This is a genomic window from Empedobacter sp. UBA6745, assembly GCF_002453775.1.
GTDB lineage: Bacteria > Bacteroidota > Bacteroidia > Flavobacteriales > Weeksellaceae > Empedobacter > Empedobacter falsenii_C.
This window is the reverse complement of sequence record NZ_DKHL01000001.1, coordinates 1-13,459: the sequence shown is the minus strand read 5'-3', so window position 1 is coordinate 13,459 and position 13,459 is coordinate 1. Positions and strand designations below refer to the sequence as shown.

The window sequence follows — 13,459 nt, the reverse complement described above, 5'->3', positions numbered from 1 at the left end:
AGTGTGCGAATTTAGAAGTTAAAACCATTCAATTAATTTTATAAATCCAAGAATTATCAATAGAACTATAAAAATTAGAAATCCAAAAAATAAATATTTTATAAGTTTATCTTTAAAGGTTTCTTTATAATTATTTTCTTCTTGGTAATTTTTCTTAGGTAGAAAATTGGGAATATTTTTAGTCTTTTCGAAACTATCTTTTTCTAATTCGTTTAAAATTGATTGCAGATGAGGTGATAATTTAGTTTTATCTCCACGAAAAAGAATGTCTTTCAAAATCTGATTTCCAGAATTATTGACAGAGTTTTTGTAAATTTCGATACATCGCTCAATTTCTGAATTTCTTTCTTCTGATAAAATCCAAAATTTACCAGCTTCATCTAAAAAGCCACTTTCATAATAAATTTCAGCCAGTTTATTTCTTAAAGTCAAATCATTTGGAAATTCATTGATAAGATTTCTTAATCGTAAAGTTGCTTTGTGCTTTCGACCTTGTTCCAAATCATAATTTATTTTTTCAGATAAACTTCTTTGCATGCTATTTTTATGAAAATTTATAAATAAAACCGTCAATTCGAGTGAAATTCGTTTAGAATTTTGTATCGAGAATAAGGTTTTAGTATTTAAAATTCATCTTAATTCTCGATACAATTTTTAGAAATATATTTCTAAAAATCACTCGAATTGATGAATTTTAATTCAAGATAAGCTATTATTTAAAATATTCATCAAAATGATGTTTGAATAAAGTTGACATCGTTTCTGAAATTACACCACCAAATTGAATTTCAAAATAGATTTTATTATCTAAAAATTCAGAACCAGTAATTGCAGCTCCCCAGCCTTTTAATTCTTCTTTAAAATCATTATAATAAATTCTAAGATTTGGAATAACAACAGTATCTATCATTCTAGAATCTTCAAAATCATCATTGATTTGGATGTTATTTTCTAAACAATAATTTTTGAATAATAAATAAGGAGATTCAATATCTATAAAATTTATTTTGCCATAAACAACTCCCATCGGAACATCTGCAAATTCAAATTCTGTAGTTCCAATAATTTGCTCTTCAAGCTTTATTGTAAATGTAGTAGCCATGCAATATAATTTCTTTAAACTTACAAAAATCTACTGATTTTTTAGCTTAACAATTGTTGCATTAGCTTTGTATAGATGATCACCAAGAATTTCGTAATTCTGAATTAAATCTTTGTAGAAAAGCGCACTTGTAGTCAAAAGCTTCTCTTTTTCGATTGTCTTCATCAAATTGGCTTCGGCATCTTTGTAAATTGTATTAATCGTTTTTTCGATAAACTCCGCTTGTTTAATAGAAACTTCTTCTTGTGTTTCGTTCAAATTTTGATTTAAAATTCGCGTTGTTTGATCTAAATTGTTTTGAAATTCGACCAAATAGGTTCTCATTTTTGGTGTAAAATAACTATTTGTCATTCTACGACGACGATGAATAGACGAAATCTTAATCGCAATATCACCCACACTTTCCAAATGATGACAAAGCGTAATTAGTTGATGAATCGCAATTTTATTTTCGTTTGGTAAATCTAAATCAGCAATTTCATTCAAAAATTCATTGACTTCTCGCTCCAATTGATCACCTTCTTTTTCGAGTTCCAAAATTCGTTCACGAAAAACCAAAATTTTCTCTTCATCACTTTCAGTAATCATTCGACCAAGCGTATAAATCGTTTGTTTTGTTGTAGAAGCAAGTTTCAGAAGTTTTTTGTTGGCTTCATTTTTATATAGGTCAGAATTTGTTCCAAATGGAATCGCATAAAACTCTAACTTATTATCTGTAGATTTTACCGAGAAATACTTTTTCTGACAGTAGAAAGCCAATTTATTGATAAAAGGAGCAAATAAAATTACACCAACCAAATTACTAATGGTATCAAAAGCAATAAGCTGTATAGCAATATTCGATGAAATTGCTGAATCAATAAATTTTAAAACAATATTAGCAATCAACATAAAAATAAACGCAATTACAACATTGAAAAATGTATGAAATGCTGCGACTACTTTTGTGTATTTATCTCCAATTGCTGCAACTAAATGCGCTGTAAAAGTTGTTCCAATATTAGCTCCTAAAACAATCATTGCGGCTAATTCGATAGGTAAACCTTTGCTTGCTAATAAAATTGCAATGGTAATTGATGCTGACGAAAAGTGGACTAAAACTGTTAATAATATTCCAAATAGAATAAATAATAAATTAGTCAAAAAACCATAATGCGATAAATGTTGAAAGAATTCTTGTAACTTTTGATGACTTTCTATAGAAGGTAAAAAAGTTTTCAAGAAATATAGCGAAAGAAAAAGTAATGAAAGTGAAAATAAAATTCCACCTACTTTTCTTTGATTACGTTTTTTTGATAAATAAAATGGAAAAGCCACTAATATAAGAGGCAATGCAATTTGTATCAAATCGAATTTCATTCCGAAATAGACCAACCATAATGTAAGCGTAGTTCCGATATTTGCACCTAATATCAAACCAAATGCTTTTCGCAAATTAATCAATCCAGCATTTACAAATCCTAATATAAATACACTTGCAGCCGAGGAAGATTGTATGGCTGTTGTAAAAAAAGTACCTGTAACAATTGTCGATAAATTGTTTTTGGTTAATTTGTTTAAAGTGCGTTTAAAATTCGATCCAGATAACGCTTGTAAATTTTCGCTTAATAGTTTTATCGCAAAAATGAACAGAGCAATTGCTCCGAAAAGTTGCAAAATTTGTATGATAAGATGCATTAATGATTAATTGACCACAAAAATAGGGACTCTAATGTAAATAGAATATTATCTTTTTTACTTTTATTGAAAAAAAGTTTGATTTTTTTTTGAATTCTAAAATTCTGATTTTCAAAATTGAAGTGGTTTTTTCGAAAAAACTTCTACTTTTTTTTGAAAAAACATTTGCGAGATTCGAAAAACTGCCCTAATATTGCACCACGAAAAAGGAACAACACTTCTTTCGAGAAATGAATCTCCTGTTTTCAATTTGAAATATTCAAATAATAATATTTTTGCCGATGTAGCTCAGCTGGCTAGAGCAGCTGATTTGTAATCAGCAGGTCGTGGGTTCGAGTCCCTCTATCGGCTCAGCAAAAATATAGGTCGGGGAGATACTCAAGCGGCCAACGAGGACGGACTGTAAATCCGTTGGGTAACCTTCGCAGGTTCGAATCCTGCTCTCCCCACTAAAAAGCCGATGTAGCTCAGCTGGCTAGAGCAGCTGATTTGTAATCAGCAGGTCGTGGGTTCGAGTCCCTCTATCGGCTCCAAAAAAGTTTATATTTTACTTTTAAAACAAAAATAAAAAATCGCCGATGTAGCTCAGCTGGCTAGAGCAGCTGATTTGTAATCAGCAGGTCGTGGGTTCGAGTCCCTCTATCGGCTCTTCTTTTTTGAAGAATACTTTATTATTAGGCGGGGAGATACTCAAGCGGCCAACGAGGACGGACTGTAAATCCGTTGGGTAACCTTCGCAGGTTCGAATCCTGCTCTCCCCACAATCCATTTTAAATATTTGGAAAGCAAATCATCAAATCTTTTGATGATTTTTTTTATTAATGTGTGCATCATAAAAAAAGCCCTTTTTAAAGGACTTTTTACTTGATGATGTTCTTAATAATCTCTATTGAATATACATTCGAAATTTTTTCTATAAAACTATTAAAATCTAATGTAGAATGATCGTCGGCATCGTCTGATATTGTTCTGATGATGATAAAAGGAATATCAAATTCGTAGCAAACTTGTGCTACTGCAGCGCCTTCCATTTCGACACAAAGTATTTCGGGTAAGTTTTGTTGTAATTTTTCTTTCTGAGAATTTGTCGAGAAAAATAAATCTCCAGAACCAATTAAACCGACATGTAGTTGAGGTTGATGAATATTAAATTTATCCAAATCTTTTTCAGAAATCACATTATGCAAATGTTGCTCTTCTAAAATTTCTAAAATAGCTGTTGTCGCAACTTCTAATTGAGAAGAATCAGCCTCAAAATAAGCTTTTCCTAACATAGGGATTTCATAAGCAGGAAAAAGAGGTTGTGCATTCATATCATGTTGAATCAAACTTTGTCCTAACACAATATCTCCAATTTTTACATCAGCATGAATTCCGCCTGCAACACCTGTAAAAATCAATTCAGAAACTTTAAATTCAAGGATTAAAGTTGTAACCGTAGCAGAAGCAGCAACTTTACCAACACGAGAATAAACGACCACAACTTTTTGATTGTTTAATTCTCCAGTAAAATAACTTCTTCGACCAATTTTATGTTCTTGCTTGTTTGTTAATAAGTTGACTACACCGTTTATTTCTTGCGGTATAGCACCCATTATTCCTATTATTCTTTCGCTCATCTTTTCAATTTGAAAGCGAAGTTACCAATTTATTTTCTGTATTTGTAAACCGAACAATAAATCTCATAAATTAAGATAAATGGCAAACAAATGATAATCAAACACGTATTTAGAAGATTTTTTATCATGTTACAAAAGTAGACTTTTTTCAGAATATGTTAAAAATCAATTGTGAATTAGTCTTGGCTTGTTGTACTTTTGTAACATAAAAGTTTGAAATGAAAAAATTATCTATAGCGATTATATGCTGTGCATCAGTAATGTTGATGAATTGTACGAATAAAACAGAAGAAAAACCAGTAGAACAACCTGCTAAAACTGCTGTTACAGTGGAAGAACCAACTGAAATTGTAGAAGGTGTGATTAGAAAATCTGGAGTTGAGTGGACGGCTTATAAAACGACAGAAAAAGTAGCTGTTTCAGGACGTTTTGATGTTGTTTTGGTGAAAGATGCAAAAGAAGATGGAAAAACGCCTCAAGAAGTTTTAGAAGGTGCAAATATTATTGCAACAGTTGCTACATTAAATTCTGATCAAATTGATCGTGATCAAAAATTGAAAGATATTTTGTTCGGAAACATGATCAATACAAGCGAAATCAAAGGTCAATTACATTTCAGAGATGGTAAAACTTTCTTGAATTTAACGTTGAATAATGCTTCTAAAGAATACGAAGTAAAATCGACGTTTGAGAACAATGTTTTTTCAATTGAAACAGATGTTGATTTGATGGATTTTAACGCAGGAAAAGCGATGGAAGCTCTTAATCAGGCTTGTTTCGAATTACACAAAGGTGCGGATGGCGTTTCTAAAACATGGAGCGAAGTACACATCAAAGGTCAAGTAGAATTTAGCGATAGTTTCGGTAAATAATTCAAAAAATAAATAATTAATTTTAAGGCTACATTTTTGTAGTCTTAATTTTTATAAATAAATCAGTAAAAAATGAATTGGATAATTTTACTAATCGCAGGTTTGTGTGAAGTCGGTTTCGCATCATGTCTTGGAAAAGCAAAAGAAGCAACCGGAAATGACACCTATTTATGGTATGGCGGCTTCTTATTTTTCTTAACGGTGAGCATGGTTTTGTTGGTAAAAGCAACGCAAACATTACCAATCGGAACGGCTTATGCAGTTTGGACGGGAATTGGAGCGGTCGGAACAGTTTTGGTCGGAATTTTTATTTTTAAAGAACCGGCAAGTTTTTGGCGCGTTTTTTTCTTAACGACTTTAATCTGCTCAATTATTGGATTAAAATTTGTGTCAAATTAACTAAAACTATTGTGTTGATTTATGGAGAATTTTAATGTTTTTGATCAAGAGGAATTTATTCAGCAAACTGTCGAGAATAAACGTTTGAAAAAAGATTTGATTCAAACGATTTTTATTCAGCATGGTTATTTAATTATTTCTCAAAATGACCAAGAAATTAAACTTAAACAACACGATGTTTTCTTCCCAGAACCTAATAAATCTTATCAAATAATTTCAAAATCATCTGATTTAGAATTATTGAGTTTAGTCTTAACCAAAAAGATTTTAGATACGTCGATTATCGATTTGAGTGGTTATGAATACAACCAATTTTTTGGCGAAAGCAGAGTTAATAATTATCATTTCAATGAAATAGAATTTTCTGCTTTAATAGAGCTTTTATTGCAGTTAAAGTTGCGTTTGCAAGAGAAATCGACCAAATTCGTGCGTTATTTACAATTCAATTTATTTTATGCGATTGTTTACACAACGTTTAGCGAACTTTCGAAACAACAAACAATTATTGTAAGAAAAGGAACGCGAAAAGATGATATTGTAAAACGTTTTTTGAATGACTTAAATAAGGGTTATACAGAAAATAGAGATGCAAAATATTATGCAGATAAACTGAATATTACAGTTAGATATTTAACTGAATGTTGTAAATCAATAACGGGTAGAACGACAAAAGAATTAATCAGTTCTGTTGTGATTCGCGAATCGAAAGTATTGTTGAGTGAAACAACTAAAACAATCTCTGAAATTTCGAATGAGTTAAACTTTTCTGACCAATATTCATTCGGAAATTTTTTTAAAAAACATCTAAAAATTAGTCCAACTCAATTTAGAAAAAGTTTACAATAACTTCCGTTTTGGACATCTTTAGGCTACTTTTCAAACTTTTTTTAATCTCGATTTTTATCATCTTTGTTACTATCAAAAGGGTCACTATAATTTTATAGTAAAAACAGAGGTGTTTTTTTGATGGCGAAAGCTAACAAAAGTGAGTAGAGTATTACTAAAAGTTTATATCACCTCTGTTTTTTCTAAAATAATGTTTTTAAAATTAATAGTTCCGAAAAAGTTTAAAATAGTTCTAAGTTTACTGATATTTGAAAAGAAGTAATCCAAAAACCCAAAATGATTATTTTGACCATTTGACAAAAAATAAAAAGAGAACCTAAAAAATTAAGTTCTCTTTTTCTATATTTTATAGATATTTAAGTGGAAATCACCTTTTTTTGAAAGGTGATTTTTTTATGCTTTAAATAATTCATTCAAGTTTACTCCACCGAAGTTTCCTGAACTCATCATCAAAAATACTTTATCTTTTTTATCTAAACTTTCGATATAATCTTGCAATTGTTCACCATTCGTAAACACCAAAATCGAATCGTCTCCAAACGCTTTTTTGATATCTTCTGGAGAAATCATTTCCATACGTTTTATTTCTAACGCTTCTGGGCTATACATTACAATTTTGATATCAGCTTTATCTAAAGCGCTTTTGTATTGAACCAAAAACTCAGGATTCAAAGACGAATAGGTATGGATTTCTAAACATCCCACAACTGTTTTATCTGTATATTGTTCTTTTACAGCATTGGTTACCGAAGTTACTTTACTTGGCGCATGAGCAAAATCTTTATACGCAACAAAATCAGAAGTACGATTAATTAATTCCAAACGTTTAGATGCTCCCTTAAATGATTGAATTGCTTCGTTGAAGTCATCATCCATTACACCTAATTGTTTACAAATTGCACGAGCGCCTTCTAAATTCATCAAATTATGATTACCAAAGACTTCTAATGGAATTGGACCATCTTCTGTTTCGATAAAAGTGATTCCATTTTCGATAAAATGTTCTGGTAAATGATAAGGAAATTTCTTGATTGCTTTCTCAGTTTCTTCTACAACTTTTACAACTTCTTCATCTGTTTCATTGTAAATTAAAGCACCTCCATTCACGATAGATTCTACGAATTTTGAGAATTGAGAAGTATAATCTGCAAACGTTGGAAAAACATTGATATGATCCCAAGCAATACCAGAAATCAACGCAATATTTGGTTGATACAACAAGAATTTTGAACGACGATCTAAGGCAGAAGATAAATATTCATCTCCTTCCATAATCATAAATTCGTTGTCTTCTGTCAATTTTACCATCACATCAAAACCATCTAATTGCGCACCAACCATATAATCTACATCGATATTATGATAATGCAAAACGTGAAGAATCATTGATGTAATCGTCGTTTTTCCATGTGAACCACCAATCACAACACGCGTTTTATCTTTCGATTGTTCGTACAAATATTCTGGATATGAATAGATTTTTAAACCTAATTCTTGCGCACGTAACATTTCAGGATTATCAGCGTGAGCGTGCATACCTAAAATCACAGCATCTAAATCTGTTGTAATTTTTTCTGGAAACCAACCCATTTCTTCTGGTAAAATACCACGTTGATCCAAACGTGTTTTCGAAGGTTCGAAAATTGCGTCATCAGACCCCGTTACTTGATAACCTTTTTCGTGCAAAGCAATCGCCAAATTGTGCATTGCACTTCCACCAATTGCAATAAAATGAACTTTTTTCATTTTGTATGTTGTATTCTTTTAGTCTTTTTTATTTTCTTCGTCGTAGCCCATTTCTTCGAAATCATCAAACTCTTCGTCATCTTCGTTCAAATAATCATCCAATGATTTTTCACTATTTTCAGCAAGAATTTCGTCCATTGGTCGAACCTTATTAAACTCTGGCGCTTGCTCAATTGCATTCATAATTTTTTTCATGATTGCATCGCTCGAATCATTTTCATAATCGATTTCCAAAGGCTCTTTGAATGTCATTGTCGCATTAATTCCACGTTTTTTGATGCGCAAACCTTTTTTATCAAAAGCTCTACGAAAACCATCAATCACAACTGGAATTACAATTGGTTTATTCTTCTTGATTAAATGCGCAGTTCCACGACGACCAGGCGCAAATGCAGTTGTGGTCCCTTGCGGAAACGTTACGACCCAACCACTTTGCAACGCAATATCGATATTGTTAATTTCGCTTAAATCTACTTTTCTATTTACATTTTCTCCTTTTGCACGCCACGTTCTTTTTACGGTTACCGCTCCTGTGTAGGCAAATAATTTCGTCAAAAGATTATCTTTCATCGTTTCCTCTGCGGCAACGTAATAAAAATCAATCTTAGGATTAAGTAAATAAATTGGATTTTTAATAGTATCAATAAAACCATTTTTTACACTACAAAATACATGATACATCGCAAAAACATCAGCAAAATAAGTTTGATGATTCGAAACGAATAATACATTTTGAGCTGGCAAATGAACCAAGTTTTTTGTACCACTAACTTTTAGTTTATTAAAACCATTATAACGGTTATAGGTAAATGATCCTAATAAGAAAATTAACGTCCTTTTTAGGAAATATAGATGTCCAAATGAATCGCGAAATGCGTTCTTTTTCTTTGCTTTTTGAGACACGAGTTCTTAATTGTTTAAGTTACAAATTTAATACGATTTTTAGATAATCTTTAAATTCTTCTAAAATCATTGCCGTTGCGCCCCAAAGAAATTCATCGTCACCAATGTTATAACCAGGAATTTCGACAACTTGACCAGAAAATTCTCTCTCAAAAACTTCGTAATCAGCATTCAAAAAAGCTTCCAAATTTAATGGAACAACATATTGTACTTCACGCTCATCTGGATTGAAATGTGGCTCTCCATGATAAATTCCGATATAAGGATAAACCAAGAAATTGCTTGGCGGAATATACATTTCGCTCAATTGTCTTACAATCTCAATGTTTTCGTAATCTACACCAAGTTCTTCCACTGTTTCACGAATAGCAGTTTCATCAAAACTAATATCTTGTTCTTCAAATTGTCCACCTGGTAAAGAAAACTGATGCGAATGCGCTCCTTCGTACGAAACACGCATGGTTACTGGAAATTCAATTTCGCCATCTTCGTTTTGATACAATAAAATCATGACAGACGCACTTCTTGGATTGGTACGTTTTACATATTCTAAATCAAATTTTTGACGATATGGAGGTGAAAGCTTTTGGTGTGATTCCCAACTAGGCAATTCTTCAACACTTTCGGCTAATAAATATTTTAATTCTTCTAAATCTAAATACAAAATGGATTGATTTTTAGGGTAATAAAAAAGAGTGAAATTTTTCCTCACTCTTTTTCAAAGATAATTATTTTCGTCGAAGAAAATTCAATCTTTTCGGTAAGGTTTATTAATTATTTAACTTTTAAGATTTAGCTTAAATATTTTCCATCGTTTGAATGAAAAACAGAATGTTTTTGAAATTTCACATTATAAGTTTAACTTCGTTAGGTCTAAAAATAATAAAAATGTTTAATAAAAAACTTTTTTACGGAATGATGGTAGGATCGTCAATCCTAGCCACTTCTTGTAGCGAAAAGTCAACAAATAGTATGTGGAACGATAAAAATCCTTTTTTTGAAGTGAGCACTTTGCCTTACCAAACTGCTGATTTTTCGAAAATTAAAAACGAAGATTTCAAACCTGCTTTGGTGCAAGGAATGGCTGAACAATTAGTCGAAATCAATAAAATTGCTAATAATTCTGAAGCACCAACTTTTGAAAATACATTAGTTGAGATGGAAAAATCTGGTCAATTATTAACACGAGTTAATCATGTTTTTGGATTATTGACAGGTGCAAATACAAACGAAACATTGCAAGCAGTAGAGGAGGAGATGTCTCCTAAATTTGCCGCTCATAGCGATGCAATTTATTTGAATGATAAATTATTTCAACGTGTAAAAACTTTACATGACAATAAAAAATCATTGAATTTAGATAAAGAATCATCTCGTTTGTTAGATGTGTATTATCAACGATTTGAATTGGCTGGAGCAAATTTATCTGCTGCACAAAAAGATGAATTGAAAAAATTGAATGGAGAAATTGCTTCTTTAGAAACTAAATTCTCAAATCAATTATTAAAAGGAACAAAATCTGGTGGCGTTACTTTTTCGAAAGAAGAATTAGCTGGTTTGAGTGATGCTGATTTAGAAGCTTTCAAACAAGCTGATGGAACATATTTAATCAGTTTATTGAATACAACGCAACAACCTGAATTGCAAAATATGATTAATGCAGCTTCAAGAAAAAAATTATTTGATGCAGCTTGGATTAGAACAGAGAAAAAAGACGAAAACGATACACGTGCTACAATTTTAACTTTGGTTAAAAAACGTGCGGAGAAAGCTAAATTATTAGGTTTTTCGAATTATGCAGAATGGAATTTGCAAGATCAAATGGCGCAAAATCCTACAGCAGCAAAAGGAATTTTGAATCAAATGATTCCAGCGGCAACTGCAATGGCACAAAAAGATGCAAAAGAATTTGAAGCGTTAGCGAAGAAAGAAAATCCTGCAAATACATTAACAGCTGCGGATTGGAATTATTATGCGGAGAAAGTACGTAAAGAGAAATATGATATTGACGAAAATGAAATGAAACCTTATTTCGTTTTGGATTCAGTTGTAGAGAATGGAATTTTCTTTATGGCGAAAGAATTGTACGGAATTTCATTCAAAAAGCGCACAGATATTCCTACTTGGCACGAAGATGTAAAAGTGTACGAATTGTTTAATGAAGATGGTTCTCAATTGGGATTATTTTATACCGATTATTTCAAAAGAGATTCTAAACAAGGAGGTGCTTGGATGAGTAATCTTGTAGAGCAATCGCACTTATTTGGAACAAAACCTGTTATTTATAATGTCGGAAACTACACAAAACCTGCAAATGGTCAACCTGCGTTGATTTCGTATGATGATGTAGTGACGACTTTCCATGAATTTGGACATGCGTTGCACGGTTTCTTTGCAAATCAAAAATATCCAACTTTATCTGGAACAAATGTTTCGAGAGATTTTGTTGAGTTTCCATCGCAATTTCACGAGCATTATGTAACGGAACCATCTATCCTAAAAAATTATGCGAAGCATTACCAAACAGGAGCTGCTATTCCTGATGCGTTGGTAGAAAAAATGAAAAAAGCATCTAATTTTAATAAAGGTTATACGTTAACAGAATTACTTTCTGCTGCGGCTTTAGATTTGTCTTGGCACACTGTTTCTGTCGATAAAACAATAACAAGTGTAGATGATTTTGAGAAACAAGCCTTAATTGATAATAAAACAAATTTACCACAAGTTCCGCCTCGTTACCGTTCTTCTTACTTTAGCCATATTTTTGGCGGAGGATATGCAGCTGGATATTTTGCGTATATCTGGGCAGAAATGTTAGATCATGATGCATACCAATGGACAATAGAAAATGGAGGAATGTCACGTAAAAATGGTCAAATTTTGAGAGATAAAGTATTTTCTCAAGGAAATTCGGACGATTTGAATGTGATTTACAAAAATTTTAGAGGTAAAAACCCTTCAATTGAGCCTATGTTAAAATATCACGGATTGAAATAATCATTCTAAAATATTAACATCTTAAAAATCCAAGACATAGTTCTTGGATTTTTTTCGTTTTATGAATAAATTTGCAGCTATAAAAACAAGTATAAATGGGAAGAGCATTTGAATTTAGAAAAGGACGTAAATTAAAACGTTGGGCGGCAATGTCTAAAGCGTTTACTAAAATTGGGAAGGATATCGTAATGGCAGTAAAAGCAGGAGGACCTGATCCGCATTCAAATTCTCATCTTCGTGCGGTGATTCAGAATGCGAAGGCTGTTAACATGCCAAAAGATAACATCGAACGCGCAATCAAAAAAGCATCTGATAAAAATACAGAAAACTATAAGGAAGTTATTTTCGAAGGTTATGGACCTCACGGAATTGCTATTTTAGTTGAAACTTCTACAAATAACAACAATCGTACAGTAGCTAACGTTCGTTCTTATTTCAGTAAATGTAATGGACAATTAGGAACGCAAGGTTCTGTTGAATTTATGTTTGATCATATCTGTAATTTCAAAATTCAAAAACCTGAAAATTTAGATTTAGAGGAATTAGAATTTGAAATGATTGACTTTGGAGTAGAGGAGATTTTTGAGGATGAAGATGGAATTGTATTAATTGCACCTTTCGAGAATTACGGAACAATCTTCAAATCTTTGGAAGAAGGTGGATATGAAATTATTTCATCAGAATTTGAAAGAATTCCACAAACAACAAAAGAATTAACAGAAGAACAAAAAGCTGACATCGAGAAATTGTTGGAGAAATTTGACGAAGATGAGGACGTCAATAACGTTTATCATACGATGAAAGAAGACGAAGAAGAGGAAGAATAATCTTTTTTGAAAAGAATAATATGAAAACCGTTTAATTTATTTTAAACGGTTTTTTTTATCTTTAACTATAATTGAATTTTTGAGAATGATAAAAATTTTTACTTTACTTGGTTTGATTTTACAATTTGTTGCTTTTTGGATGGCTGCGCCAGAAATTCTTGGAGCTGATTGGTTAAAAAAGACTGAAGAAATGATTCGAAAAGCAATTAATCAATTACCACAATTGATACTAGCTGTATTAGGAATGGCGATGGGAATGATGTTTTATCATTCGATGAGTTCTATTTTGATATTTACAGTTGTTATGGTGATTATAATTTTATTATTGATTTTCTATAAAAAAGTAGAAAAGCTTTTGGACGAAAAAATCTCGAAACCATTGGTCAATAAATTAATCATAAACGAAACATTTCGCTTTACTTTATTGAAGTTTGCAGCCTTGTTTTTCACGCTTGGTTTCCTTATTCAGAT

General features: G+C 31.5%; 13 protein-coding genes and 5 tRNA genes. 11 read left to right on the top strand and 7 right to left on the bottom strand.

Features of this window, described 5'->3' with window-relative positions; genetic code table 11:
- Positions 1-18 precede the first annotated feature (18 nt).
- From B4H69_RS00090 to B4H69_RS00080, 3 genes are all read right to left on the bottom strand, one after another.
- Entirely contained in the window at positions 19-537 is a 519-nt protein-coding gene (locus B4H69_RS00090; protein ID WP_180904929.1) for a DUF6584 family protein, read from the bottom strand.
- Positions 538-712: 175 nt separating this feature from the next.
- Positions 713-1,102, bottom strand: a complete 390-nt coding sequence (locus B4H69_RS00085) for a hypothetical protein (protein ID WP_180904928.1) — start codon at positions 1,100-1,102, stop codon at positions 713-715.
- A gap of 30 nt (positions 1,103-1,132) precedes the next feature.
- Entirely contained in the window at positions 1,133-2,779 is a 1,647-nt protein-coding gene (locus tag B4H69_RS00080) for a Na/Pi cotransporter family protein (RefSeq protein WP_180904927.1), read from the bottom strand.
- 277 nt (positions 2,780-3,056) lie between these two features.
- On the opposite strand from B4H69_RS00080, the gene B4H69_RS00075 reads away from it, so the two are divergent.
- The 5 genes from B4H69_RS00075 to B4H69_RS00055 all read left to right on the top strand — a co-directional run bounded on the left by B4H69_RS00075 (position 3,057) and on the right by B4H69_RS00055 (position 3,540).
- A tRNA-Thr gene (locus B4H69_RS00075) sits at positions 3,057-3,130 on the top strand.
- Between the two features lie 17 nt (positions 3,131-3,147).
- Positions 3,148-3,228 (top strand) — tRNA-Tyr (locus B4H69_RS00070).
- Between the two features lie 7 nt (positions 3,229-3,235).
- Positions 3,236-3,312: transfer RNA gene (locus B4H69_RS00065), tRNA-Thr, on the top strand.
- Positions 3,313-3,353: 41 nt separating this feature from the next.
- A tRNA-Thr gene (locus B4H69_RS00060) sits at positions 3,354-3,427 on the top strand.
- A gap of 32 nt (positions 3,428-3,459) precedes the next feature.
- A tRNA-Tyr gene (locus tag B4H69_RS00055) sits at positions 3,460-3,540 on the top strand.
- Positions 3,541-3,639: 99 nt separating this feature from the next.
- Here the strand turns inward: B4H69_RS00055 and B4H69_RS00050 are convergent.
- A complete protein-coding gene (locus B4H69_RS00050; RefSeq protein ID WP_125348831.1) occupies positions 3,640-4,398 on the bottom strand; it encodes a 5'-methylthioadenosine/adenosylhomocysteine nucleosidase in 759 nt (252 codons plus the stop codon).
- 218 nt (positions 4,399-4,616) lie between these two features.
- On the opposite strand from B4H69_RS00050, the gene B4H69_RS00045 reads away from it, so the two are divergent.
- The 3 genes from B4H69_RS00045 (at position 4,617) to B4H69_RS00035 (ending at position 6,515) form a co-directional block, all read left to right on the top strand.
- Positions 4,617-5,270, top strand: coding sequence for a YceI family protein (locus B4H69_RS00045; protein WP_180904926.1), 654 nt, complete (start codon positions 4,617-4,619; stop codon positions 5,268-5,270).
- A gap of 72 nt (positions 5,271-5,342) precedes the next feature.
- Entirely contained in the window at positions 5,343-5,669 is a 327-nt protein-coding gene (locus tag B4H69_RS00040) for a DMT family transporter (RefSeq protein WP_180904925.1), read from the top strand.
- Between the two features lie 21 nt (positions 5,670-5,690).
- The gene (locus B4H69_RS00035; RefSeq protein WP_180904924.1) at positions 5,691-6,515 is read left to right on the top strand and encodes a helix-turn-helix domain-containing protein; all 825 of its coding nucleotides are present in this window, start codon (positions 5,691-5,693) and stop codon (positions 6,513-6,515) included.
- A gap of 393 nt (positions 6,516-6,908) precedes the next feature.
- Here the strand turns inward: B4H69_RS00035 and B4H69_RS00030 are convergent, their stop codons facing one another.
- The 3 genes from B4H69_RS00030 to B4H69_RS00020 are packed head-to-tail and all read right to left on the bottom strand — an operon-like array spanning position 6,909 to position 9,828.
- On the bottom strand, positions 6,909-8,261 hold the full coding sequence (locus B4H69_RS00030) for a UDP-N-acetylmuramate--L-alanine ligase (RefSeq protein ID WP_180904923.1): 1,353 nt from the start codon (positions 8,259-8,261) through the stop codon (positions 6,909-6,911).
- An 18-nt stretch (positions 8,262-8,279) separates the two neighbouring features.
- Entirely contained in the window at positions 8,280-9,164 is an 885-nt protein-coding gene (locus B4H69_RS00025; RefSeq protein ID WP_038334575.1) for a lysophospholipid acyltransferase family protein, read from the bottom strand.
- A 19-nt stretch (positions 9,165-9,183) separates the two neighbouring features.
- Positions 9,184-9,828: an NUDIX hydrolase gene (locus B4H69_RS00020; protein WP_180904922.1), complete on the bottom strand. Its 645-nt coding sequence runs from the start codon at positions 9,826-9,828 to the stop codon at positions 9,184-9,186.
- 224 nt (positions 9,829-10,052) lie between these two features.
- Here B4H69_RS00020 and B4H69_RS00015 point away from each other — a divergent pair, with 224 nt between their 5' ends.
- The 3 genes from B4H69_RS00015 to B4H69_RS00005 form a co-directional block, all read left to right on the top strand.
- The gene (locus B4H69_RS00015) at positions 10,053-12,161 is read left to right on the top strand and encodes a M3 family metallopeptidase (RefSeq protein ID WP_180904921.1); all 2,109 of its coding nucleotides are present in this window, start codon (positions 10,053-10,055) and stop codon (positions 12,159-12,161) included.
- Between the two features lie 95 nt (positions 12,162-12,256).
- Entirely contained in the window at positions 12,257-12,988 is a 732-nt protein-coding gene (locus tag B4H69_RS00010) for a YebC/PmpR family DNA-binding transcriptional regulator (RefSeq protein ID WP_180904920.1), read from the top strand.
- Between the two features lie 85 nt (positions 12,989-13,073).
- Positions 13,074-13,459: hypothetical protein (locus tag B4H69_RS00005; RefSeq protein ID WP_291092272.1), on the top strand; the 386-nt coding region annotated here is incomplete at its 3' end.

Bases quoted from the DNA above. Each gene is read 5' to 3' on its own strand.
- B4H69_RS00090 (WP_180904929.1), bottom strand. From the start codon at position 537: ATGCAAAGAAGTTTATCTGAAAAAATAAATTATGATTTGGAACAAGGT.
- B4H69_RS00085 (WP_180904928.1), bottom strand. From the start codon at position 1,102: ATGGCTACTACATTTACAATAAAGCTTGAAGAGCAAATTATTGGAACT.
- B4H69_RS00080 (WP_180904927.1), bottom strand. From the start codon at position 2,779: ATGCATCTTATCATACAAATTTTGCAACTTTTCGGAGCAATTGCTCTG.
- B4H69_RS00050 (WP_125348831.1), bottom strand. From the start codon at position 4,398: ATGAGCGAAAGAATAATAGGAATAATGGGTGCTATACCGCAAGAAATA.
- B4H69_RS00045 (WP_180904926.1), top strand. From the start codon at position 4,617: ATGAAAAAATTATCTATAGCGATTATATGCTGTGCATCAGTAATGTTG.
- B4H69_RS00040 (WP_180904925.1), top strand. From the start codon at position 5,343: ATGAATTGGATAATTTTACTAATCGCAGGTTTGTGTGAAGTCGGTTTC.
- B4H69_RS00035 (WP_180904924.1), top strand. From the start codon at position 5,691: ATGGAGAATTTTAATGTTTTTGATCAAGAGGAATTTATTCAGCAAACT.
- B4H69_RS00030 (WP_180904923.1), bottom strand. From the start codon at position 8,261: ATGAAAAAAGTTCATTTTATTGCAATTGGTGGAAGTGCAATGCACAAT.
- B4H69_RS00015 (WP_180904921.1), top strand. From the start codon at position 10,053: ATGTTTAATAAAAAACTTTTTTACGGAATGATGGTAGGATCGTCAATC.
- B4H69_RS00010 (WP_180904920.1), top strand. From the start codon at position 12,257: ATGGGAAGAGCATTTGAATTTAGAAAAGGACGTAAATTAAAACGTTGG.